Below are 24,370 nucleotides of genomic sequence, written 5' to 3' on the forward strand. Positions count from 1 at the left end.
TATTTAAGGGCAAATCGTAAAAAAGGGGCAGAGCATGACGACAGGCAGAGACGAAGCCGGACACGATCAGCCCCGGGATGAAGACGCCTATGCGTTGGACCCCAAGGCTGTAGCGGCAATTCTGTACGCGGTGGACATAGACGACCGCGACAAGCTGGTTGAGTTGATGGAGCCGCTGCACTCGGCCGACATTGCCGACCTTCTTGAACAGATCAATCCGTTTGACCGGGCGCGCCTGATCCGCCTGTATGACAAAGAGTTCGACGGCGACATCCTGTCTGAACTGGATGAATCGGTTCGTGAAGAGGTGATCTCTGTTCTGAACCCGGATGTTCTGGCCGAAGCCGTGCGCGAGATGGAAAGCGACGATGTCGTTGACCTGCTGGAAGACCTTGAGGAACCGCAGCAGGAAGCCATTCTGGACGCATTGGAGGTTTCCGAAAGGATCGCAGCCGAGCAGGCACTGTCCTACCCCGAGAACTCGGCCGGTCGTCTCATGCAGCGGGAAGTCGTCATGGCGCCGGAACATTGGAGCGTCGGGCAAGCTATCGACTTCATGCGCGCCAATGACGATTTGCCCGAGCAGTTCTATCATGTCGTTCTGGTCGATCCGCGCCTGAAACCGGTTGCTCAGGTGACGTTGGGCAAGCTTATGGCGGCGCGTCGTGAAGTGCCGCTGATTGATCTGGCAGAAGAAGAGTTTCACATCATCCCCGTCGATCAGGATGAGGAAGACGTGGCTTATGCCTTCAACCAGTATCACCTGATCTCGGCCCCGGTGGTGGATGCGGATGGTCGTTTGGTCGGTGTCATCACCATTGACGACGCGATGGTCGTTCTGGATGAAGAGCACGAAGAGGACATTCTGCGTCTTGCCGGCGTTGGCGACGAAAGCTCGTTGTCTGACAGTGTGGCGGCAACCAGCCGGCGAAGGTTGCCCTGGTTGGCGGTGAATCTGTGCACGGCGATTTGTGCCTCTTTGGTGATTTCGCAATTCGAGGCGGCAATTGATCAATTGGTCGCGCTGGCCATCCTGATGCCGATCGTTGCGTCAATGGGCGGCAATGCAGGAACACAATCGCTCACCGTGGCGGTGCGTGCGCTGGCGACGCGCGACCTGACAAATTCGAACGTGATGCGCGTTATCAGGCGGGAACTGCTGGTGGGGATGCTGAATGGGCTCTGCTTTGCCATCGTGTTGGGGACCGTGGGGATGCTGTGGTTCGATTCCCCGCTGCTGGGTGTCGTGATCGGGTCGGCCTTGGTCGTGAATATGATCATCGCCGGGTTCGCAGGTACGGTAGTACCGGTGGTGCTGGATCGTCTGGGAATTGACCCGGCTCTGGCTTCAGGAACCTTTGTGACAACCACGACGGATGTCATGGGTTTCTTCATATTTCTTGGGCTTGCCAGCGTGGTGCTACTGTGACCGATCTGACCGATATCAAAGCCGCAGCGCGCAAAGCGGCATTTGCCCGCCGCAAGGCCGCGTTTGATGCCCGCTTGCCGGGCGCAGCCGGGCGCTTGTCCGAGGTTCTGGCAGGCTATCGCGGCGTGCCCCTGTCAGGTTACATGCCGATCCGGACCGAGATCGACCCGGTGCCTGCGATGGCCGAAGCATCGGCTTATGGCCCGGTGGGGGTACCTGTCATTCAGGCAGCCGGTCAGCCGCTGAAATTCTCTCGCTGGACGCCGGACGGTGTGCTTAAGGACGGCCCGTTCGGTGCAAAAGTGCCCCAGGTGGATGACTATTTCGACCCCGAAATTCTGATCGTTCCACTGGTCGCCTTCGACGCAAATGGTGGCCGCCTGGGGTATGGCGGCGGGTTTTATGACCGAACGCTGGAAGGTCTGCGCGCCAAACGCCCGACGCTTGCCATCGGTTTTGCTTTTGATGCGCAAGAGGCTGCGGACCTGCCGCTCGAGCCAACCGACCAACCGCTAGATATGGTTGTCACGGAAAGCCGCGTGCTGACCTTCTAGCTGCTATTGCTCGAAATGGCTGCGCAAGTAATCCCAAGCATCCACCTCGGTGCCGTCCTTCAGGATGCAGACGCCATAGACACTGCCGTCTTCGTTTTTACGAAGCTGGTAGGTCCCGTCGTTTTCAATGCAAAAGGTCGCGGCGGGGTTGGGCATGGATGTCTTGGTGCCTTCGGCAGCGGCAGCAGTTGCCGCCAAAAGGCAGCCGGTCAGAACAATTGACGACTTCACGAAGAATTCCTTCTGTATTCAAGAGACGTATCGAAACATTGCCACGGCAGAATTTGATTTCAACCCCCAAGTCTGCCGTTAATTTCACGCTTCCGCCTTGTTATTGCCAAGTACAGCCCCTACGACCCGGATCATGAGGATTCTGTTTCTTGGTGATGTCATGGGGCGCGCGGGACGCGCTGCCGTTCAGCAGCATTTGCCGCGCCTGCGCGACGAATGGCGGCTGGATTTTGTCGTGGTCAATGGCGAAAACGCGTCGAACGGCATGGGGCTGACCGGAGATCACGCCAGGCTGTTGCTCGACGCCGGAGCGGATTGCCTGACGCTGGGCGATCATGCGTTCGACCAGAAAGACATGCTGCAATTCATCGAGAAGGAACAGCGCATCATACGACCCGTCAATTTCGCCAAAGGAGCGCCGGGGCGGGGTCATCGGCTGTTCACGGCCCCGGGGGGGCGCAAGGTTCTGGTGGTTCAGGTGCTGGGTCAGGTCTTTATGAAACGCCCGTTCGACGATCCGTTCTCGGCTATCGAACCGATCCTGAAATCTCATCCCAGAGGCGGGCAGGCGCAGGCGATCATCGTGGACATGCATTGCGAGGCCACGTCCGAGAAGATGGCGATGGGGCACTACTGCGACAAACGTGCAAGCCTTGTGGTGGGAACGCATACCCATGTCCCGACGGCGGATTCCCAGATTCTGCCGGGGGGCACTGCGTATTTGACCGATGCGGGCATGTGCGGAGATTACGATTCGGTCATCGGCATGGACAAGCAGGAGCCCATGCGCCGGTTCATCACCGGCATGCCCAAGGCGCGCTTTACCCCTGCAAACGGCGAAGCCACACTAAGCGGCGTGTTCGTGGAAACCGATGATCGTGACGGACAAGCCAAAACCGTGCGCATGGTGCGCGTCGGAGGGCGCCTGGAACAAGCCGGGCCCGAATAGTCATCGTCAGGCTTGCTCTGTCGGGCGCAATGCGTGAAACTGCATGTCATCAGGCGCTTGGGCCCGGGTTCGGACAGAATACCACGAATGAATTTCCTTTCACTGACAGACACAGGAAGCGCAGTTCTGGCGCTGGTCATCGTTGCGGGCATGTTTATCATGTTCCTGCGCGAGGTTTATCCGACCGAAGTCGTGGCCATTGGCGGTGTCTCACTGATGCTTGTAACCGGCATTCTGCCCTATCAGAGTGCGCTTGCAGTTCTGTCCAACCCGGCACCCTGGACGATTGCGGCGATGTTCATCATCATGGGGGCTTTGGTGCGGACCGGAGCCCTGGATTCGTTCACCTCGACCGCGCAAAAGCAAGCTCAGGTGAACCCGCGTGTCGCAATCGCTTTGCTCATGGGGTTTGTCGTGCTGGCCTCGGCGGTGGTTTCGAATACGCCAGTGGTCGTGGTGATGATACCGGTCTTTGTGCAAATCGCCCGCACCCTGAATGTTCCCGCGTCCAAATTGCTGATTCCGCTGAGTTATGCGGCCATTCTGGGCGGCACGCTGACATTGATCGGCACGTCCACCAACCTGCTGGTCGATGGTGTGGCCCGCGCGCAGGGGATGAAACCCTTTACGATTTTCGAAGTCACGCCGCTGGGGATCGCGCTGGTGATCTACGGCATGATCTATTTGCGGTTCATCGCGCCGAAACTGTTGCCCGAGCGGGACAGCATGGCGTCGCTGCTCAGCGACCGGTCCAAGATGAAGTTCTTTACCGAGGCCGTCATTCCGCCGGACAGCAACCTGATCGGGCGCGAAGTGACCGGCGTGCAGTTGTTCAAACGCCCCGGCGTGCGTCTGATCGATGTCATCCGGGGGGATGAGTCGTTGCGGCGCAACCTGAAAGGCGTCGAACTTAAGGTCGGCGACCGGGTGGTTCTACGCACCGAGATGACCGAGCTTCTGAGCCTTCAGCGCAACAGGGAACTCAAGCGCGTGGATCAGGTATCGGCCGTTGAAACCAAGACGGTTGAGGTGTTGATCACGCCCGGATGCCGTCTGGTGGGTCGGACCCTTGGGATGATGCGGCTTCGGCGTCGTTATGGCGTTTACGTGCTGGCGGTGCACCGCCGCAACCAGAATATCGGTCGTCAACTGGATGACTTGGTGGTCAGGGTTGGGGATACGCTGCTTTTGGAAGGTGCCCCGGCGGATATCCAGCGGCTGGCGGCGGAAATGGACATGGTGGACGTCACCCAGCCATCGGCTCGTGCCTTCCGTCGCAGCCACGCACCGATTGCGATTGGGGCTCTTGTAGGGATTGTTGCCCTTGCCGCGCTGGGCATTGCGCCCATCCTGTTGTTGTCGATTGTGGCCTGCGCCGTGGTTCTGTTGACCCGTTGTATCGATGCGGATGAGGCGTTTTCTTTTGTGGAAGGTCGCCTGTTGGCGTTGATCTTTGCGATGCTGGGCATTGGGGCTGCACTGGACAGTTCGGGCGCGGTTTCTCTGATCGTCGAGGCCGTTGCGCCGGGGCTCAGTGTCTTGCCGCCATTCCTGATTATCTGGGCGATTTACCTGCTGACCTCGGTGCTGACGGAACTGGTTTCCAATAACGCCGTGGCGGTTGTGGTCACCCCGATCGCCATCGGTCTGGCTCAGGCGGTCGGAATAGATCCGCGCCCACTGGTCGTCGCGGTCATGGTGGCGGCCTCGGCGTCTTTTGCAACTCCGATCGGATACCAGACGAACATGATGGTCTATGGCCCCGGGGGCTACAGGTTCACCGACTTCATGAAGGTCGGTGTGCCGCTGAACCTGACGGTCGGATTGTTGGCGTCTCTGCTGATCCCGTTGATCTGGCCGTTATGACATCGGCGCAGATTTGCCGCTTTATCCGCGGCGTACTTGTAAATGTCGGATGAACAGCAATCTTTTGTAGAAATATTACTTTAAGGGGTACTGCCATGCTGACATTCGGCCGCACCATGTTTCCTGCGGTTGCTTTCGCCACCGTTTTGAGCGGCGCATCGCTTGCCGGAACCGTCGAAGGAACTGCAACCTACCGAGAGCGTATTGCGCTTCCGCCTGACACGACCTTGTTCGTCGAGCTTCAGGATATCTCATTGGCGGATGCGCCGGCCGAAACGCTTGCCGCGCAGAGATATGCTCTGAACGGAGTTCCGGCGCAGTTCGAACTGACCTATGATGACGCATTGATACAGGACGGGCGCAGATACGCCGTGCGTGCTTCGGTCATGCAGGGGCAAAAGCTGTTGTTCACCACGGATACCGTTTATCCGGTACTTACACATGGGGCCGAGAATTCTGCTGACCTGCTGATGATACAGGTGCAACACCAAGGTGCCGTGATGCTGGAAAACACCGAATGGGTCGCTTCGGGCCTCAATGGTGCGGCTGTCGAGACAGAGAAACGTCCTGAACTTGCTTTTGGGCAGGGAGGGGCATTTTCAGGCAGCGGAGGTTGCAACCGGTTCAGTGGCCAGGCCGAGATTTCTGACAATCGGATTGCGTTCCCGGACAATATGGCTGCAACGCTCATGGCTTGCCCACCCCCGCTGGATGAGGTCGAGCGGCAGTTTCTCAAGGCGATGCAAAGTGTCACGACCTTCGCGATGCAAGGCAACGCGCTGGCCTTGCTGGATGCTCAGGGTGAGCCGGTGATCAAAATGATGCGCAAGTAATAGGGCAGGGCTGTCACGCGATGGCCCTCGATCGTCCGGCGTTGCGACCCGAAAAGATGCAGCCGCCCAGGAAAGTTCCCTCAAGCGCGTTGTAGCCGTGATAGCCACCGCCTCCGAACCCGGCGACTTCGCCGGCTGCGAACAGGCCCGGCACAACCTGACCGTCGGCGCCGATCATCTGACTGTCCAGATTGGTCTGCAAACCGCCCAGTGTCTTGCGGGTCAGCACGTGCAGCTTGACCGCGATCAGCGGGCCATTCCTGGGGTCCAGGAACTTGTGCGGTTTGGCGGTGCGGATCAGCTTGTCGCCGCGATAGTTGCGCGCCGCCAGGATCGCCATCATCTGCGCGTCTTTTGAGAACGGATTGTCCACCTGTGAATCCCGTGCTTCGATCTGGGCGCGCAGATGCGCCTCGTCGATCAGACCCCTGCCCAGGTGGTTCATGCCACTCACCAGTTCGGTCAACGTGTTGGCGACGACAAAATCCCCGCCCTTTTCCTTGAACGCCTCGACCGGGCCGGTGGCTTTCGACCCCGACAGGATGCGCTGCCGGATCACTTCCTTCCAGCTGCCTGATGTGAAATCGGGGTTCTGTTCAGACCCGGACAGGGCGAATTCTTTCTTGATCACCTTCTGTGTCAGGACGAACCAACTGTATTCATAGCCAGTCTTAAGGATTTCGCGCAGGGTGCCCAGCGTGTCGAACCCGGGCAGGCAGGGGGGCTGCAACCGGTTTCCGCGCGCGTCGAACCACATCGAGCTGGGACCGGGCAGAATGCGAATGCCATGGTCGGGCCAGATCGGATCCCAGTTGCGCACGCCTTCGGTGTAATGCCACATGCGGTCTCCGTTGATGACATGGCCACCGGCCTTTTCGCTGATGGCGATCATCCGACCATCCACATGGAAGGGCACACCCGCCACCATGTCCTTGGGCGGTTCGCCCAGGCGGTCGCGGGGCCAGTTCTGGCGCACCATCTCGAAATTGCCACCGATCCCGCCCGAGGTGACGATGACGGATGGTGCATAGACCTCGAACTCGCCCACCTCGTCACGGTTGGTCTTGCCGCCGCGCGGGGCCGCGTCATCGGCCAGAACCTCGCCCGAGACGCCCTTGGCCTCGCCGTTCTGCATGATGATATGGCTGACCTGATGGCGGAACTTCAGCTGGATCAGGCCGGCGCTGACATGGTCGCGGACCCGGCGGATGAAGTGTTCCAGTACGCCGGGTCCGGTGCCCCAGGTGATGTGAAAGCGCGGGACGGAATTGCCATGCCCGTTTGCATAAGACCCGCCACGTTCAGCCCAACCCACGACCGGAAACCAGCGCAGGCCCATGTCATGCAGCCAGGGGCGCATTTCACCGGCGGCGAACTCGATATACGCCTCGGCCCATTTGCGGGGCCAGATGTCTTCTTCGCGGTCAAACTGTGCACTTCCGATCCAGTCGCGCAATGCCAGATCGTGGCTGTCGCGGATACCCATGCGGCGTTGTTCCGGCGTGTCGACCATGAACAGGCCACCCAGGCTCCAGAAGGCCTGACCGCCCAGAAAACCTTCTGGTTCCTGATCGAGTATGATTACCTTCTTACCTCGGTCGCCCAGTTCGGCGGCGGCGGCCAATCCGGCCAGACCAGCACCGATTACGATCGCATCAGCAGTGTTGTTTGTCATAACGGTCCTTTCAGCGCCTGCGGAACCAGACAAGAAACGGCAGAACCACGGCGTACATCGTAATGCCATAAACTGCCGAGGGCAGGGCCAGCGGGCTGAACCCGCTTTCGGTATTCGTGATCAGCGCCGCCAGTGTAATGCCCAGCGTGGAGTTTTGAATTCCGGTTTCGATCGAGATCGTCTTGCACTCATTCCAGGACAGGTTTGATATCCGCGCCAGCCCGAGCCCGATGAACAGCAGGGCGATATTCAAAGAAATCAAACCTGCGCCCATGATGCCAAGATTGTCGACGAACAATTGCCAGTTCCCGGCCAGTGCCGCGGCAACGATCAGCACGAACAAAACGGTCGCGAGCGTCGACAATCCCGGCTCTACGCGGTTTGCAAACCCTGTTGCAAAGTTGCGAATTCCGACCCCGATGGCCACGGGCAGCGTTGTTATCAGAAACAATGCAACAGCCAGACCGGTGATCGAAACCTCGGGGGCTTCGTCGCCCATGAAGTGCCTGATCGACCACGCGGCCAGTATTGGCACGGTCACCATCGACAAAAGGCTGATCACGGCGGTCAGGCTGACCGAAAGCGCGACATCGGCTTTGGCGAGCTTGGAGAGGATGTTGCTGGTTACGCCGCCCGGGCAAAAACTGAGCAGCATGAAACCAACCGCGATCTCGGGGGGCAATGCAAAGATTGTGACCGTCACAAAGGCCGCGACTGGCAAGAGAACAATCTGGCTTGCCGCCCCGATGGCAAAGGCGCGTCGCCGGCTCAGGACACGACGGAAGTCTGCCACCTCCAGCCCGATGCCCAGAGACAACATGATAATGGCAAGCGACACCGGCAAGCCGACATTCAAAAGCAAATCCAAGGACAACTCCTCCCAAAGTTGCGTCAGATCAGCCTATGCGAGGGGGCAAGGCGCAGGCAACCGCGCCGTTGGGTCATTCGTATCGTCGGACGAACCGGCGCAGGATTTCGCCCGGCTGCGTGACATCGGCCGAATGGCAGTGGTCGATTAGTTTTTGCGCGTCTTCAGGCGGGAAATAGCCGTGGTTCTTGTAGATATTGATGCGCTGTTCAAAATCCCTGGCGTCGGCTTCTGGGTGGAACTGCGTGGCGTATACGTTCTGCCCCCAACGGATCATCTGGAACGGGCAGGGGGCTGACGCGACAAGGTGCACGCATCCCTCTGGCAGAGCCTGAACCGCTTCCTTGTGGCCAACGAAAGCGTCGAAGGTGGGTTCCAACCCGGCGGTCAACGGATCCTGCCGCCCCTCCGGGGTCAGGTGGCACGTGGATGGTCCGACGGGTTCGCCATACCGGGCCTTGCTGACGTCGCCGTCCAGGTAAGCCGCCAGAATGCCAAGGCCATAGCAGCAGCCCATGAATGGGTGATCCTGTGCGATGATCTGCGGCATCAATCCCATGATCGCAGCCTCGATCCGGGCATCCAGCGGGGATTTGGTTGCCGGGTCGTCACTGACGCATCCCGGTCCGCCGCCTACGATGACACCGGCATACTCCGTGACATCCAGCCCTTCTGGCAGGTCGTCGCAATCCAAACGGACGCGATGCGCCCGTTCCTGAGGCATCCCGCTTCGGTTCAGGATCGAGGCATATTCGGCGTCGGACGCATCTGTTTCGGGGCGCAGTTGCAGGATCAAAAAGGGTTTCATGCGCAGCCTTTACCGGTCACAGCGGCCAGAATACAAGAATGGCGGGAACAGAAACGGCTATGATCAGCACTTCCAGCGGCAATCCCATGCGCCAGTAATCTCCGAATCGATAGCCGCCGGGACCCAGAACCAGCGTGTTGTTCTTGTGCCCGATGGGGGTCAGGAAGGCAGCCGAGGCCGCAACGGCCACGGTCATCAGGAACGGGTCGGGTGACACCTCGAGCGTGCGTGCCATCTGTATCCCGACCGGCGCGGCGACAATGGCGGTGGCGGTGTTGTTCAACACGTCCGACAGAGTCATCGTGACAACCATCAATACGGTCAGAATGGCCCAGGCGGGCAGACCATCGGTCAGCTGGATCAGGGCGTTTGCGATCAGCTCGGTGCCGCCCGAGGTCTCCAAAGCACTGCCCAGAGGGATCATAGACCCCAGCAGTACGACCACCGGCCATTCGATGTGATTGTAAATGTCGGTGATCGGCATGATCTTGGTCAGCACATAGGCAATCACGACCAGTCCCAAAGCAATGGGAAGGTAGATCAACCCAACACTTGCGGCCAAAACAGCGGCGGCAAACAGACCGATGGCCAACCCTGCCTTGTCGTTTGCAGTAACGTTCAGCCCGCGTCCGGCAAGGGGCAGGCAACCCAGCCATTCCGTAACATCCGCAGCGCGGTCGCGGGGGCAGAGCAGCAGTAGGATATCGCCCGGTTCCACCTCGGTCTTGCGGACCTGTTGGGTGATCCTGCGCCCCTGGCGTGAGATGCCCATCAGAACGGTGCTTTGCCGCCAGGCCAGCCCAAGCCCTTGTGCCGTGCGACCTGTGATACGCGCGCTTTCCGGCACGACGACTTCGATCACTTCCAGCCCGTCACCCTCAGCCGTCAGCAATTCCTGCCGGCGCGTGTCCGAGAAGTTGAGATTGAGCGCCGCGCGAAACTCGTCCAGCGCTTCGGGTCGGGCTTCCAGAACCAGCGCGTCACCTTCTTGTAAAACAGCGTGCGCCGACCGGCCATAACGACGCTTGCCATCCCGGATTAATCCGATGATGGCCACGTCCGATTTCTCGGCCACCTCATAAAGCTCGCTGACCCGTTTGCCGATATGGGCGGATTCCGGGGGAACGGTCAGCTCGGCGATGTACTCGGCCAAGGTTTCCGATGTCTCGGCCTGCGGTCCGCGATTGGGGATCAGGCGCCAGCCTACCAGTGCGACAAAGGCAAGACCGGCGATCGCGGCCAGCCCACCGACCGGGGCAAAATCGAACATGTGAAACGGCTCGCCCAGTGTTTCGGCCCGGATCGACGCGATGATGATGTTCGGAGGTGTGCCGATCAGCGTCGCCATCCCCCCCAGAATAGTGGCAAAGCTCAGCGGCATCAGCGACAGGCCCACTGATCGTCCGGCCTTGCGTGCGGTCTGAATGTCCACGGGCATCAGCAGCGCCAGCGCCGCTACGTTGTTCATGAAGGCCGACAGAACCGCACCGATCCCACCCATCAGGGCGATATGCGCGCCCAGACCCCGCGAGGCATCCACCAGCGTGCGGGTGATCAGGAACACTGCTCCGGACCGGACCAAACCGGCAGAAACCACCAAAACCAGCGCCACGATGATGGTGGCCGGGTGTCCGAACCCGGCAAAGGCGTCATCCACCGGCACGACGCCCAGCACGACGCCGATCATCAGCGCGGCAAAGGCCACAAGGTCGTATCGAAACCGGCCCCACAGCAGCATTCCGAAGACGGTGATGAAAAGCGCAAAAAGAATGATCTGGTCTGTCGTCATGCCGTCACCATACTAGTCGGTGAAGCCGTCGCAAGCCGCTCTCTTGATCCTGCCCCCTGCAAACGTCTATATGAGCGCCGAACACGCAATCACGATGACGAGGACGCATTATGGCAGGCCACTCAAAATGGGCCAACATCCAGCACCGCAAGGGGCGTCAGGACGCCGCGCGGTCCAAACTGTTTTCCAAACTGTCGAAAGAGATCACCGTTGCCGCCAAGATGGGCGACCCCGATCCCGACAAGAACCCGCGCTTGCGTCTGGCCGTGAAAGAGGCCAAGTCGAACTCGGTTCCCAAGGATGTGATTGACCGCGCGATCAAAAAGTCCACCGCCGGTGAAGGCGACGATTACGAAGAAATCCGCTACGAGGGCTATGGCCCCAACGGCGTGGCCGTGATTGTTGAAACCATGACGGACAACCGCAACCGCACTGCGTCGACCGTGCGTTCGACCTTTTCCAAGAACGGCGGCAATCTGGGCGAGACGGGCTCGGTCGGGTTTATGTTTGAACGCAAGGGCGAAGTGATTTACCCGGCAACGGCGGGTGACGCAGACACCATTTTCGAAGCCGCCATCGAGGCCGGCGCGGAAGATGTCGAAAGTTCAGAGGATGGCCACATCATCTGGTGTGCGGATACGGATCTGAACGACGTTTCGAACGCGTTGGAAGCCGCGCTGGGTGAATCGGAATCCACCAAATTGGTCTGGAAGCCAACCACCACGACCGAGCTGGGTCTGGAAGACATGCAAAAGCTGATGAAGCTGGTGGACGCGCTGGAAGACGATGACGACGTGCAGCGTGTCACGACCAATTTCGAAGCCTCGGATGAGGTGATGGCACAGCTCTGAGTTGTTGCGGATCTTGACGGCGAAACCCGGCTCAACGGCCGGGTTTTTTCGTTTTCGGACAGTTTTGAAGAGTTGTTGGCTGAACCCTTCGAAACGCATAGGCTGGAAAAACTCGGAATTTCCGGGACAACACCACCGAAAGATCCGCGATGGATGCGACTGCTGAAAAGGCCAAGCGAAACGTGCCGGTTCTTGCTGGGCAGAGTATCGTGTCTCAGGTTGCGTGGACTCTGGGCAGCCCATCGGTGGTTTTGCCGTTTCTGGCCGTGTCATTCGAATTGCCGATGTTCGTGGCGGGCGCGCTGGTTTCGGTGCGAATGATTGGCAGCATGATTTCCGATTTCTTTCTGGCGCAATCCGTCGCGGCGAAATCGCAAAAGAAACGCGCCATTGCCCTGACCGAAGCGATCATCGGATCCTGTCTGGTTTTGGCGATGGTGGCCGCCGCGACCGGGATCGTTCCGTTGATCGCAGTGGTTTTCGTGGCGGTCTTTTTCGTGATCGGTCTTGTGGACGAGGTTCAGAACCTGATGTTCACCGATCTGCTGGGCGATCATGTCCACTCGCGTTCGCGCATGGTCCTGCATTACCTGCAACTTGGGGGCGGAGGCCTGTGTGCCATCGGTCTTGCCATGCTGGTGCATCAGATCACCAAGGAAAACCCACCTTTTTCCCGCCACTCAACCATGATCGGTGTATCGGTTGCGTTCTTCATGCTGTCAGGGCTTTTGATGCTGGCCATGACAGAGAATGCCCGCTCGGCGGAGTCGGCAAACAAGACCGGACCCACGGCAAAGCTGTCGTTCAAGGCCAATGCCCGGGGTATTCTGGGCATGTTCGAATACTCGTGGTTTCGGCGTTACATGGTCATGCGAATGCTCTTGGTGGCTGTTTCGCTCTCTGTCCCGTTCTTCGCGCTGATCGCGGCCGAGGCGCATCACAGCTCGGCCAAGGGACTGACCGCGATGATTGTTTCATCTGCTTCGGGCTATCTTGTGTCCGGGCCTTTGTGGCAGGTCGTGAACATGAAGTCTCATCGTGCCGTCATGGTGGTCGGGACACTGATGGTGGCCGCAACCGGTGGCGTTCTTCTGGCATTTCACGACTTGGGTATCGATCACGATGTGCATCTGCACGCGATCGCGCTGTTTGTCGTCACCGTTGCGGTGACCGGGATCAGCAGCGCGCGCAAGCTCTATTTCCTGGACGTCGCGCCCAAGGAACAGCGCGTTCAGGGATCAGCCGCGATCAAGTCTTTTACCCGTTTGTTGGCGGTGCTGCTTTCGGCGGCTCTGGCCGCGGTCGCCCATATGCACGAGGTTGCATTGGCCGTCGGGTTCATAGTCGCGGCCAGCCTGGTGGCCTGCGTGACATGCTATCTGACGATGTCGCCGGGCCGAAAGGACGCCTCTGGCACACAGGGCTGATGCGGCTCCGCCTAGAAAAAGGAAGAAATCTCGTCCAGGGGCTTTTTCAGCTTTGCAACGGACGGCACGGTCGCGGTTTCCGAGGGATGTCCAACTGCGATGATCATTGTCGTTTTCTCTGAAGCGGGCCGATCCAGCGCATCGGTCAGAAATCGCATCGGGTTCGGGGTATGTGTCAATGTGCTGAGACCGGCGTGATGCAACGCCGCCAGCAGAAAGCCGGTGGCAATGTTCACACTTTCTGGCACATAGTAATTCTTGTACCGCGTCCCGTCTTCGAATTGCCCCCAGCGTTGGGCAAAGACCACGATCAGCCACGGGGCGATGGTCAGATGTTCCTTGACTGCGTTTGTCCCGATGGGTTCCAGAGCCTTGATCCATTCATCGCCCGCCGCTCCCGCGTAAAAGCGACGCTCTTCTTCCTCGGCTTCCTCGCGGATGCGCAGTTTCAGCTTGGGGTCCGAGATTGCAGCAAAATGCCAGGGCTGGTGGTTTGCACCTGACGGGGCTGTTCCCGCGGTGCGCAGGCAGGTTTCGATCACGTCACGAGCCACCGGGCGCGTGGAGAAGTCCCGAACGGTATGACGTCGCCGCATCTTTTCAAAAAAAGCCACTGCCGCGTCCTGCATGTCCGCATCACTGATCTCGCATCGGTCAGGCAGGGGAATGGGGTCATAACTGAGGGCGTCGCGCGAGAACATTGGTTCCTCCAATCGAATGAGTCTGACTATTTGCCTTGTGACGGTAGTAAAACCCGTTGCGCAGCATGCTGGACTGCCTGTGTAAGGGGTTTGAGCGCCGGGGCAAGAACCCGCCCGACCTGCCAGCTGAGCGCGATGTCCAGTGGCGCATCTGGAACGATCGGGCTCAGAAGTCCGCGCGCCATGGCGTCTTGCACAAGGGCTGCGGGGTTCATGCCCCAGCCAATTCCGGCGATTGCGGCATCAACGAACCCTTGCGAAGATGGCAGGAAGTGGAAAGGCGGTGACAGATGTTTGCCGGTGTGATGTGCGATCCACGCTTTTTGCAGACCGTCCTTCCTGTTGAAGACAAGGCAAGGCGCTTTGCTGAGGGTTTCCTCGGTCACGCCGTTCTTGAGCCAGGTGTTGACAAATTCCGGGCTGGCGGTGGGCAGATACCTCAACACGCCCAGCTCAATCGCGTCGCAACCGCTCACGGTTTGTCCGCCGACAGTGACGGCGGCGCTGACCTCGCCGCGCCTCAGCCAGTCTGCAGAATGATCCTGATCGTCGATCACAAGGTCGAACAGCAGGTCGGGCACCCGCGCCATCGCGTCAATGAACCAGGTGGCCAGAATGTCGGCGGGTACCGCAACGCGAACCCTTGCGGACCCGGGTTCTTGTACCAGAGCCAATTCCCCTGCCAGCTGCGCCTCGAGCAGACCGACATCTTCAGCGTAACGTGCGATGCGCTGCCCGGCTGGCGTTCCGGTGCAAGGGGTTCCCCGATGGATGAGCGAGGCGCCCACGCGATCCTCCAGCGCTTTTATCCGCTGGGATATCGCCGAAGGGGTTACAGCCAGTTCCGCCGCCGCCGCATCAAAGCTGCCATGGCGTAGAATGGCTGACAAGGCGGCCAATTGGTGAGGATCCAGCAGCATTAGCAAAACTTAACTGAGGGCAACATCTTTAATTTGATAGATCGCATCGCGGCCATTAGTCAACGCAAAGGCAACGCAGGAGGTACCATGCCTACATCCGTGATCGCCGGTTTCGCGCTGGGTTTCAGCCTGATCCTCGCCATCGGGGCGCAGAACGCCTTTGTTCTGAGGCAGGGCTTGCGACGCGAGCATGTGTTTTTTCTGTGCCTGACCTGCGCGGTGTCTGATGCCATCCTGATCGGAGCAGGCGTAGCAGGTTTTGGCACACTGGCACAGGCCGCACCCTGGTTCGAAACCGTGATGCGATACGGTGGGGCGGCATTCCTGACCTGGTATGGCTTGCGCAGTCTTCGGTCGTCCTGGCTGGGTGGTTCGGTGATGGAAATCGGCAATGGCAAGCGAACCAGCCTCAAGGCTGCGCTGCTGACGGTTTTCGCGTTCACCTGGCTGAATCCGCATGTATATCTGGATACGGTCGTGCTGATCGGCTCGATCTCGGCCCAATATGACGACCGGCTTGGTTTCGCCCTCGGCGCGATGACATCCAGCTTTGTATTCTTCTTTTCGCTTGGCTATGGGGCAAGCATCCTGTCGCCTGTTTTTGCGCGCCCCAGGGCGTGGCAGGTGCTGGACGCAGGGATTGGCGTGGTCATGTTGGGTATCGCGTTGAAACTTGTTACCATGTGAAGGGTTGTTCCCGGCCGGGTTTCGGTGTTCAACCTTGAACATGACTTCATCCACCGTATCGTCCCGTCCGCTTGCCGGCATGTTCTGGATGTTCGCCGCCGGCTTGTCCTTTGTTGTGATGACCGCGCTGGTGAAGTCGCTGGGCACATCGATGAATTCCATCCAGGCCGCTTTTCTGCGATATGTGCTGGGGTTGGTGTTTCTGTTGCCGGCCATGCGGTCGATCATGGCGACGCATCTGACCCCCCGCCTGCTGACGCTGTTCGGTCTGCGAGGCGTCGTGCATGCGGTTGCGGTCATGCTCTGGTTCTTTGCGATGACACAGATCCCACTGGCCGAAGTTACAGCCATGAATTACATGACTCCGGTTTACGTCACACTGGGGGCGGCCCTGTTTTTGGGCGAAAAGCTGGCCTTTCGCCGGATTGCTGCGATTTTGGTCGCTCTGGTTGGCGTCCTGATCATCCTGCGGCCCGGGTTTCGCGAAGTGTCATCAGGCCATCTGGCCATGCTGGGAACGGCCCTGACCCTTGGGGGGTCGTATTTATTGGCCAAGATTCTGGTGCGTGACGTACCGCCCGCCGTCGTTGTGGCACATCTGTCGATCTGGGTGACCATTGCCTTGATACCCTTTGCGATCGCCGTTTGGACGCAGCCAAGCCTGCGGGATATCGGGGTTCTTTTTCTGGTGGCCAGCTTTGCGACCGCCGGGCACTATTTCATGACCCTGGCGCTTCAGGCGGCGCCAGTGGCCGTCACGCAGCCGGTGACGTTTCTTCAGCTGATATGGGCCACGATCCTGGGCGCCGCGGTTTTCCATGAAAGCGTTGACGTGTGGGTTGTCGCGGGCGGCACGCTGATCCTTGCCGCCGTGAGCTTTATATCGTGGCGCGAATTCATGTTGAACCGCAAGGACTTGACGCCTCCGAGTATTGCGCCGAAGCTGTAACGAAATCGCTCTCTGATTTTTCATTAATTGACGAGTCAATAAAAACCCCCTAGCGTGGTCTCGTGACGCCTGCTCAAGGGGAGAACGATGCCAAAAGTTGGAATGGAGCCAATCCGCCGGGATGCGATTGTTCGCGCGACAATCGCTGAGCTGGGCGTGAAGAAATCCCTTGATGTAACCGTCAGTCAGATTGCCAAACGTGCGGGCATGTCCAGCGCGCTTGCGCATCACTATTTCGGCGGCAAGGATCAGATCTTTCTGGCCGCCATGCGCCGGATCCTGTCGGACTTCGGCGAAGAAGCAAGGGGCGAGCTGAAAGCGGCTACGCCGGACCAAAGGGCGCAGGCGATCGTCAGGGCGTGTTTTGCGCCTTCTTGTTTCACACCCGATGTGATCGCGGCATGGATGACCTTCTATGTGCTGGCTCAGACAAATGATGATGCCCTGCGCCTGTGGCAGATCTATCAGGCCCGCATCAAATCCAATCTGACCCACGCCCTGCGGCACAAGTTGGCTGACCCGCAAGAGGCGGCCGAGAACATGGTTGCCCTGATTGACGGTCTGTACATCCGCGCCGCACTCAGCGCCCCTGAAGAACCGCAACTGGCCGTGAACCACGCGATGCGTGTGCTCAACACTCTGCTCGAGGCTGAAAAATGACAAAACCGAACATTCTGATCCTGATGGTGGATCAGCTCAACGGGACTCTCTTTCCAGACGGTCCCGCTGATTGGCTTCACGCTCCGAACCTGAAGAAACTGGCAGAACGGTCAACCCGGTTTGCCAACGCTTACACGGCGTCGCCCTTGTGCGCGCCCGGGCGGGCCAGCTTCATGTCCGGTCAATTGCCGTCGCGCACCGGCGTCTATGACAACGCGGCCGAGTTTCGCAGCGATATCCCCACATACGCACATCACCTGCGCCGCGCGGGCTATTACACCTGCCTGTCGGGCAAGATGCATTTCGTCGGTCCCGATCAGCTGCACGGGTTCGAAGACCGCCTGACCACTGACATCTACCCGGCCGATTTCGGCTGGACCCCGGATTACCGCAAGCCGGGTGAACGCATCGACTGGTGGTATCACAACATGGGGTCCGTCACCGGCGCGGGTATTGCCGAGATTTCCAACCAGATGGAATATGATGACGAGGTCGCCTACAACGCCAAGGCCAAGCTTTATGAACTGGCACGCGGCAAGGATGATCGCCCGTGGTGCGTAACCGTCAGCTTCACCCATCCGCATGATCCCTATGTCGCCCGGCGCAAATACTGGGACCTTTACGAGGATTGCGCGCATCTGCTGCCCGAAATCGCTGATATCGGCTATGACAACCAGGATCCTCACGCCAAGCGGATCTTCGATGCCAACGACTGGCGTAGCTTCGACATCACCGAGGAAGACATTCGCAAGTCGCGCCGCGCCTATTTCGCCAATATTTCCTATCTGGACGACAAGATAGGCGAAATCCTCGAAGTGCTGGAAACCACCCGGCAAGAGGCGATCATCCTTTTCGTTTCGGATCACGGGGACATGTTGGGTGAACGCGGGCTGTGGTTCAAGATGAACTTCTACGAAGGTTCGGCGCGAGTGCCGCTTATGATCGCGTCGCCTGATCTGCCCGCCGGCCGGATTGATGCTCCGGTGTCAACAATTGACGTAACGCCGACCCTGGGGGCGCTGGCCGGCGTAGACATGGCCGAGATTGCCCCCTGGACCGATGGCGAAAACCTCGTGCCGTTGGCACTGGGCGAGGAACGAACCACACCGGTAGCCATGGAATACGCGGCCGAGGCATCCTACGCGCCGCTGGTCTCGTTGCGATATGGCAAGTGGAAATACAACCGCTGTGCGCTGGACCCTGATCAGTTGTTTGATCTTGAGGCCGACCCGCACGAACTGAACAATCTGGCAGACAGCCCCGAACACGCAGGTACGCTGCAAACACTGCGTGCCAAATCCGAGGCCCGTTGGGATCTGGATCGCTTCGACGCCGAAGTCCGTGCCAGCCAGGCGCGGCGTTGGGTTGTGTACGAAGCGCTGCGGCAGGGCGGATACTACCCGTGGGACTATCAGCCGCTGCAAAAAGCGTCGGAACGCTACATGCGCAATCACATGGATCTGAACATCGTCGAGGAAAACGCCCGGTTCCCACGCGGCGAATAACCTCTTCATCTTTTCGAAAAAACTCCCGCCGGAGGCATCCAACCTTCTCGGCGGGGCAGGAGTTGTGGAAATGGAAGCAGATTTTGTCATCGTCGGCGCAGGGTCCGCAGGCTGCGCAATGGCATATCGTCTGAGCGAGGCCGGGGCCTCGGTTCTGGTGATCGAACACGGCGGCACCGATATGGGGCCGTTCATTCAGATGCCGGCGGCGCTGAGCTATCCGATGAACATGTCGCGCTATGACTGGGGCTATCAGTCCGAGCCCGAGCCGCACCTGAACAACCGCCGCCTGGCCTGTCCGCGCGGCAAGGTGATCGGCGGGTCGTCCTCGATCAATGGCATGGTCTATGTTCGCGGCCACGCGCGCGATTTCGATACCTGGGCCGAGATGGGGGCTGACGGTTGGTCTTACGCGGATGTTTTGCCTTATTACAAACGGATGGAAACCTGGCACGACGGCGGCCACGGGGGCGATCCGGCATGGCGCGGCACTGACGGTCCGCTGCACGTGTCGCGCGGCCCGCGCGAGAACCCGTTGTTTCAGGCCTTTGTGGATGCCGGTCAGCAGGCCGGTTACGAAGTCACGGGCGACTACAACGGTGAAAAGCAGGAAGGCTTTGGCCCGATGGAGCAGACCGTCTGGAAAGGGCGGCGCTGGTCTGCGGCGAATGCCTATCTGAAACCCGCGCTCAAGCGCGACAATTGCGATATCGTGCGCGGTCTTGCGTCTCGGGTTGTCATGGAAAACGGCCGCGCCACAGGGGTCGAACTGATCCGTGGCGGCAGGAAAGAGGTCATCAAGGCCCGGCGCGAAGTTGTTCTGGCGGCATCGTCGATCAATTCGCCCAAGCTGCTGATGTTGTCCGGTATCGGCCCAGCGGCGCATCTGGCCGAGCATGGGATCGACGTCGTGGCGGATCGCCCGGGGGTTGGTGCTAACCTACAGGACCATCTTGAGCTGTATATCCAACAGGCGTCGCTGCAACCGATCACGCTCTACAAGCACTGGAACCTGTTCAGCAAGGGCCTGATCGGGGCGCAATGGCTGTTTACCAAAACGGGACTGGGCGCATCGAACCAGTTCGAAAGCGCTGCGTTCATCCGGTCGAAGCCGGGCGTGGAATACCCCGACATTCAATACCACTTCCTGCCGATAGCGGTGCGCTATGATGGGCAGGCCGCTGCCGAGGGGCACGGGTTCCAGGCGCATGTCGGCCCGATGCGGTCCCCGTCACGCGGGGCGGTCACATTGCGCTCTGCCCAAGCCGCAGATGCGCCGGTGATCAAGTTCAACTACATGAGCCATGAAAAGGATTGGGAGGATTTCCGCACCTGTATCCGGCTGACCCGCGAAATCTTTGGGCAAGCCGCCTTCAAGCCCTTTGCGGGCAAGGAAATTCAGCCCGGTTCCGCTGTCCAAACGGATGAAGAGCTGAACGCCTTTATCGCGGAGCATGCGGAAAGCGCCTATCACCCCTGCGGTACGTGTCGGATGGGGCGCGCGGATGACAAGAATGCGGTAGTCGACCCCCAAGGCCGTGTCATCGGCGTGGACGGGTTGCGCGTTGCGGACAGTTCAATCTTTCCGCAGATCACCAACGGCAACCTTAATGCGCCGTCTATCATGGTGGGTGAAAAAGTGTCGGATTCGCTATTGGGCAAAGATCCGTTGCCGAAGGCCAATGATCGTCCGTGGATTCACCCCAACTGGGCAACCGCTCAACGTTAACCTTTCCAAACGGCCCCCGGTTGAATGCGCGTGAAATACCGCGCATATCGGGGGCATGTTAAGGATTTGTTTAACCTTTGTTCTTCTGCTGCCAGGTCTGACCCATGCCGCAGAGCACCTTGCGGGTCGGGTTCACGTAATCGATGCGGACACCTGGAATGTCGGTGGTGTTCGGGTGCGGCTGCACGGTATCGATGCGCCCGAACTGGATCAGACCTGTCAGGATTCCGACGGATCAAGCTGGCCGTGCGGGGCGTGGGCCACTCATATGGTTCAGAAGCAGTTTCAGGGACGGATGACCACATGTGTCCCGGTGGATCGGGATCGCTACGGTCGCATCGTTGCTCGGTGCAGCGTGGAGCGCGAAGACGTCGCCACCCAGATTGTAGAGCAGGGCTTGGCCTTTGCGTACCGCAAATATTCGGACACGTATGCAGGCGCCGAGCGGGTTGCGAAGACTGGAAACAGGGGATTGCACAAAACTCAGATTCAGGTGCCTTGGGTGCACAGGGCGCGCAAGAAACCGAAATCCTCTGATGTATGCATTATTAAAGGAAATGTTTCGTCAAAGGGCGAAAGGATCTTTCACGAACCGGGCCAGAGGTACTATTCCAAGACCCGGATCAGCGCAGCCAAGGGCGAGCGATGGTTTTGCTCTGCTGCCGAAGCACGTGCAGCGGGTTGGCGTGCTGCGCGACGCTGAATTCTGAATTTTTACTGTGTGAAATTGATCCGCGTCAAAGTGGGCGGCGCGTCACGCTTCTACCACTGATATGCAACGACATATTAAGGAGCGAACAGACATGTCCCACACCCCGCATGAACTGGCCGAAGAGTTTCCGGACAAGGTTGAACTGATGAGCCAGCTCAAGCAAACGGACGCGCATTTTGCCCGTCTGGCTGATGAGTATCACGAGGTCAATCGCGTTGTGCATCGGGCTGAAACCAACGTCGAACCCATGGAAGACCTGGCCGAAGTTGATTTGCGCAAGAAGCGGGCAGCGCTGAAAGACGAAATCTGGGCGATTTTGTCCAAGGCCTGAACATTATGGCCGGGGGATACTGTCCCTATCCTTTCCCGGCCCCGGTCGGGGCTCCCCCGGTTAATTTCTGGCCATACGAACTCAGGTGACTTCGTATGGTAGGGTGCCGCGCGTATGGGTGTCGATGCTGAGCCGACGTTCCAGCGGCGGGACCGAGCGCTGATGGCAGTTTTGCCGCTCGCAGATGCGGCAGGAAATGCCGATGGGCTCGTAAGCGCTGGCGTTGTTTATGTCGAGGTTGTCGGCATACACGAGCGCCGGGGCGTGGCGTACCTCGCACCCCAGCGCAATTGCGTACCGCCTGACCGGTGCGCCGAATGAACCACCTGATTTCGACACATCCCGAGCCAGCGAGATATAACGCACACCATCCGGCGTTTCTGCCAGTTGCCGAAGGAAATGGCCCGGCGTTTCAAAGGCCCGATGCACGTTCCAAAGGGGGCATGCGCCACCAAACCGTGCAAATTGCAGACGCGTGGCCGAGTGCCGTTTCGTGATTGTTCCGGCCTGATCCACGCGGACAAAAAAGAACGGGATACCTTTTGCACCGGGGCGTTGCAGCGTCGACAGTCTATGCGCAACCTGCTCAATCGATGCGCCGAACCGGTTGCTGAGCAGCTCCAGATCGTGGCGCTCTTCCTGAGCGGCGGTCAGGAATGCGGAATAGGGCATCAAGGAAGCGCCGGCGAAATAATTGGCGAGGCCGATCTTGGCGATGGACCGCGCCTCTTCGCTTTGGAACTTGGCAAAATCCAGTGTCGCTTCCAGCAGCTTGTCCTGACTGATCAATGCGACCTGCAACAGCAGTTGAAACACTTGCGTTTGCGGAGTCGAGCGGGAGGAAAGGCGCAGGATTTTGCTTTCAGCGTCATAGGTGCGCAAAGGGGCGATGTCAGAGAACATCACTTGAATGCCGCGCTCAGTCAGGCTGTTCAAAGCCGCCTGCCGGATACTGCCCGGGTTTTCCGCGCGATTGGCGAACAGCTCTGCCGCCCGGTCCACGGCGTCGATATAGTTGTCGCAATAGTGGAAGAAGTCCCGCACCTCTTCCCAGGGGCTGGCCTGTATTCGGGCGTCTTCCCGCCCCAAAGCTTCGTCCAGTGACGCGAGGCGTTCATGCGTTTGCCGGTAGGTTTTGTGCAGCTCGATAAATGCGCGGGCCAAGGCCGGGGCGTTTGATGCCGTCAGGCGTAAATCGGCAAGTGGCGGCAGAATATCCGCAAAAACCGGGTCGGCCAAAGCTTCGCGCATGTCCGACACCAGTCGCTCGCTGTCGCCGGTGCTGAGCTCGGTGACATCCATGCCGAATTCTTGTGCCAGAGCCAACACAACCGTGGTAGAGATCGGCCGGTTGTTGTTCTCCATCTGGTTCAGATATGGGAGTGAAACACCCAGTTTCGCCGCGAATTCGCGTTGTGTCAGGGCCAGTCGCGTGCGCATTTCACGCAGTTTCGCGCCGGCATAGAGCTTTTGGGTGGCCATGAGGTACCTTTGCAAGTTTTCTATTTTGGAAGACTAACTTTGCAAAGTTTTCGGGGCAAGTGGTCACAGCCCCAATTGACGCTCTCGCCGAATGACGGATCCAATTGCGAAAATCGCCAGAACTGCGGAGGTGAGCATCAGCCAGAGCAACGGCATGGCTCCGGTTTCCCGGGTCAGCAGGGTGCCTGCCAGCGCGCTCAGGCCCGCGCCGCCCCCCAGCATGATTGCGCCGCTCAGCCCCGAGGCGGTTGCGGCCAGATGCGGACGAACAGACAATGCGCCGGAAGTGGCATTGGGAATGGCCATGCCGTTTCCGACGCCCACAAAGGTCATCAAGCTGAAAAAGCTGAGTGCGGTGCCCAGACCTGCGAGGAACAAGGATGCCGAAAGCGCAACGCCCAAGGCGTTCAGCAGGCTGCCCCACAGCACCATCCGGTTGATGCCAATCTGCATGGAAAAACGACCGCTCAGAAAGTTGCCAACAAAATAACCGACTGCCGGTGCACCAAAATAAATGCCGACCTGTGCCGCGCTTAGTCCGAACAGCTCGGTTCCAATAAAGGGCGCGCCACCGAGATAGGCAAAGAAGGTGCCCGAAGACAACGCGCAGGACAGTGAATAGCCCCAGAACCGTGGCGAGGTCAGAAGTTCAGGGTATTCCTTGAACTGCTGAACAAGGGTCTTGCCGCTTTTGGCTGACGTTTCGCCAAAATCCGCGAAGGTCAAGGCAAGCGTCAATCCACCCAGGGCGAAAGGCAGCCAGAAATTCGCTTTCCAGCCAAAGCTTTCCTCCAGCAGCCCGCCGATCGCCGGGCCGATCATCGGGACCACGGCCATACCCATTGTCACATATCCGATCATCGATGCCGCCTGATCCTGATCGTACATATCCCTTACCGCGGCTCGGCTGAGAACCATGCCGACAACCACGACCGCCTGGCACATTCTGAACGCCAGAAAGATTTCAACGTTGGGGGCATAGATGCATCCAAGCGTGGCCAGCAGGAACAAGCCGATCCCCCACAGCAGAACAGGCCTGCGACCTGCCTTGTCGGCGAGCGGCCCAATCAGGATTTGCAGAACGGCATTGACCAGAAGATACAGCGCGATCGACAGCTGCATGACCTTGTAATCGGCGCCAAAATACGCGGCCATGTTCGGCAGGCTCGGCAGAAACAGGTTCATGCTCAGCGCAGACAAGCCCGCGAGCAATACCAGTGTCGCCAATGTGGGTGGTGTGCGGCGAACCGCGCGAGAGCTGAACTGCATGGTTCACATGTATAGTCATGGAATTTGGGATTGCCAGCAATCCAGCGATCTCAATAAGATACTTTGCAAGTTTACAGTTATCCAGATTGTTGTTGCTGAATATTTGCAAATTTGCCGAAAAGGGCTTTGGATGAGAGGCGCAAAG

At 59.1% G+C, this 24,370-nt stretch carries 23 protein-coding genes; 14 read left to right on the forward strand and 9 right to left on the reverse strand.

Going from position 1 to position 24,370, the window contains the following annotated elements:
- Positions 1–34 precede the first annotated feature (34 nt).
- Together mgtE and GS611_RS00465 are read left to right on the forward strand one after the other, a co-directional pair.
- A complete protein-coding gene (gene mgtE, locus GS611_RS00460) occupies positions 35–1,429 on the forward strand; it encodes a magnesium transporter (protein ID WP_171630845.1) in 1,395 nt (464 codons plus the stop codon).
- Positions 1,426–1,983, forward strand: coding sequence for a 5-formyltetrahydrofolate cyclo-ligase (locus tag GS611_RS00465; protein ID WP_171630847.1), 558 nt, complete (start codon positions 1,426–1,428; stop codon positions 1,981–1,983). The genes mgtE and GS611_RS00465 overlap by 4 nt, the downstream gene beginning before the upstream one ends.
- A 3-nt stretch (positions 1,984–1,986) precedes the next feature.
- Here GS611_RS00465 and GS611_RS00470 read toward each other — a convergent pair whose 3' ends face one another.
- Positions 1,987–2,214 (reverse strand): DUF333 domain-containing protein, encoded by a 228-nt coding sequence (locus GS611_RS00470; RefSeq protein ID WP_224853568.1) that lies wholly within the window; start codon positions 2,212–2,214, stop codon positions 1,987–1,989.
- Between the two features lie 133 nt (positions 2,215–2,347).
- Here GS611_RS00470 and GS611_RS00475 point away from each other — a divergent pair, with 133 nt between their 5' ends.
- From GS611_RS00475 to GS611_RS00485, 3 genes are all read left to right on the forward strand, one after another.
- Entirely contained in the window at positions 2,348–3,163 is an 816-nt protein-coding gene (locus GS611_RS00475) for a TIGR00282 family metallophosphoesterase (RefSeq protein ID WP_171114781.1), read from the forward strand.
- Between the two features lie 87 nt (positions 3,164–3,250).
- Positions 3,251–5,029 carry an SLC13 family permease gene (locus tag GS611_RS00480; RefSeq protein WP_171630849.1) on the forward strand — a complete coding sequence of 593 codons (1,779 nt, stop codon included), beginning with the start codon at positions 3,251–3,253 and terminating at the stop codon, positions 5,027–5,029.
- Positions 5,030–5,124: 95 nt separating this feature from the next.
- Positions 5,125–5,862 (forward strand): YbaY family lipoprotein, encoded by a 738-nt coding sequence (locus GS611_RS00485; protein WP_253284939.1) that lies wholly within the window; start codon positions 5,125–5,127, stop codon positions 5,860–5,862.
- Between the two features lie 13 nt (positions 5,863–5,875).
- Here GS611_RS00485 and GS611_RS00490 read toward each other — a convergent pair whose 3' ends face one another.
- From GS611_RS00490 to GS611_RS00505, 4 genes are all read right to left on the reverse strand, one after another.
- The gene (locus tag GS611_RS00490) at positions 5,876–7,537 is read right to left on the reverse strand and encodes an FAD-binding dehydrogenase (RefSeq protein WP_171630851.1); all 1,662 of its coding nucleotides are present in this window, start codon (positions 7,535–7,537) and stop codon (positions 5,876–5,878) included.
- Positions 7,538–7,547: 10 nt separating this feature from the next.
- Positions 7,548–8,405 (reverse strand): bile acid:sodium symporter family protein, encoded by an 858-nt coding sequence (locus GS611_RS00495; RefSeq protein ID WP_171630853.1) that lies wholly within the window; start codon positions 8,403–8,405, stop codon positions 7,548–7,550.
- Positions 8,406–8,478: 73 nt separating this feature from the next.
- Entirely contained in the window at positions 8,479–9,213 is a 735-nt protein-coding gene (locus GS611_RS00500; RefSeq protein WP_171630855.1) for a glutamine amidotransferase, read from the reverse strand.
- Between the two features lie 16 nt (positions 9,214–9,229).
- Entirely contained in the window at positions 9,230–11,002 is a 1,773-nt protein-coding gene (locus GS611_RS00505; protein ID WP_171630857.1) for an SLC13 family permease, read from the reverse strand.
- Between the two features lie 110 nt (positions 11,003–11,112).
- Between GS611_RS00505 and GS611_RS00510 the strand changes: the two genes are divergently transcribed.
- On the forward strand, positions 11,113–11,853 hold the full coding sequence (locus GS611_RS00510; protein ID WP_152458737.1) for a YebC/PmpR family DNA-binding transcriptional regulator: 741 nt from the start codon (positions 11,113–11,115) through the stop codon (positions 11,851–11,853).
- A gap of 149 nt (positions 11,854–12,002) precedes the next feature.
- Positions 12,003–13,280 carry a permease gene (locus GS611_RS00515; protein WP_171630859.1) on the forward strand — a complete coding sequence of 426 codons (1,278 nt, stop codon included), beginning with the start codon at positions 12,003–12,005 and terminating at the stop codon, positions 13,278–13,280.
- Positions 13,281–13,291: 11 nt separating this feature from the next.
- Here GS611_RS00515 and GS611_RS00520 read toward each other — a convergent pair whose 3' ends face one another.
- Together GS611_RS00520 and GS611_RS00525 are read right to left on the reverse strand one after the other, a co-directional pair.
- On the reverse strand, positions 13,292–13,981 hold the full coding sequence (locus GS611_RS00520; RefSeq protein ID WP_171630860.1) for a nitroreductase family protein: 690 nt from the start codon (positions 13,979–13,981) through the stop codon (positions 13,292–13,294).
- A gap of 26 nt (positions 13,982–14,007) precedes the next feature.
- A complete protein-coding gene (locus tag GS611_RS00525; RefSeq protein WP_171630862.1) occupies positions 14,008–14,901 on the reverse strand; it encodes a LysR family transcriptional regulator ArgP in 894 nt (297 codons plus the stop codon).
- 87 nt (positions 14,902–14,988) lie between these two features.
- Here GS611_RS00525 and GS611_RS00530 point away from each other — a divergent pair, with 87 nt between their 5' ends.
- The 7 genes from GS611_RS00530 (at position 14,989) to GS611_RS00560 (ending at position 21,474) form a co-directional block, all read left to right on the forward strand.
- On the forward strand, positions 14,989–15,588 hold the full coding sequence (locus GS611_RS00530; RefSeq protein ID WP_171630864.1) for a LysE/ArgO family amino acid transporter: 600 nt from the start codon (positions 14,989–14,991) through the stop codon (positions 15,586–15,588).
- A 40-nt stretch (positions 15,589–15,628) separates the two neighbouring features.
- Positions 15,629–16,537: a DMT family transporter gene (locus tag GS611_RS00535; protein ID WP_171633757.1), complete on the forward strand. Its 909-nt coding sequence runs from the start codon at positions 15,629–15,631 to the stop codon at positions 16,535–16,537.
- Between the two features lie 87 nt (positions 16,538–16,624).
- Positions 16,625–17,197, forward strand: a complete 573-nt coding sequence (betI, locus tag GS611_RS00540; protein ID WP_171630867.1) for a transcriptional regulator BetI — start codon at positions 16,625–16,627, stop codon at positions 17,195–17,197.
- Complete coding sequence (betC, locus tag GS611_RS00545; protein ID WP_171630870.1) at positions 17,194–18,702, forward strand: choline-sulfatase; 1,509 nt, start codon at positions 17,194–17,196, stop codon at positions 18,700–18,702. The genes betI and betC overlap by 4 nt, the downstream gene beginning before the upstream one ends.
- Positions 18,703–18,772: 70 nt before the next feature.
- Positions 18,773–20,431, forward strand: a complete 1,659-nt coding sequence (gene betA / locus GS611_RS00550) for a choline dehydrogenase (RefSeq protein ID WP_171227852.1) — start codon at positions 18,773–18,775, stop codon at positions 20,429–20,431.
- A gap of 55 nt (positions 20,432–20,486) precedes the next feature.
- Positions 20,487–21,134, forward strand: a complete 648-nt coding sequence (locus tag GS611_RS00555) for a thermonuclease family protein (RefSeq protein WP_171630873.1) — start codon at positions 20,487–20,489, stop codon at positions 21,132–21,134.
- A gap of 100 nt (positions 21,135–21,234) precedes the next feature.
- On the forward strand, positions 21,235–21,474 hold the full coding sequence (locus tag GS611_RS00560; protein WP_152458727.1) for a YdcH family protein: 240 nt from the start codon (positions 21,235–21,237) through the stop codon (positions 21,472–21,474).
- Between the two features lie 81 nt (positions 21,475–21,555).
- On the opposite strand, the gene GS611_RS00565 is transcribed toward GS611_RS00560, so the two are convergent.
- Together GS611_RS00565 and GS611_RS00570 are read right to left on the reverse strand one after the other, a co-directional pair.
- Positions 21,556–22,956 carry a short-chain fatty acyl-CoA regulator family protein gene (locus GS611_RS00565; protein ID WP_171630876.1) on the reverse strand — a complete coding sequence of 467 codons (1,401 nt, stop codon included), beginning with the start codon at positions 22,954–22,956 and terminating at the stop codon, positions 21,556–21,558.
- Positions 22,957–23,019: 63 nt separating this feature from the next.
- Positions 23,020–24,225, reverse strand: a complete 1,206-nt coding sequence (locus GS611_RS00570) for a multidrug effflux MFS transporter (protein ID WP_171630878.1) — start codon at positions 24,223–24,225, stop codon at positions 23,020–23,022.
- Between the last annotated feature and the right edge of the window lie 145 nt (positions 24,226–24,370).

Origin of the sequence: Ruegeria sp. HKCCD6119, assembly GCF_013110585.1 — a bacterium.
Classification (GTDB): Bacteria; Pseudomonadota; Alphaproteobacteria; order Rhodobacterales; family Rhodobacteraceae; genus Ruegeria.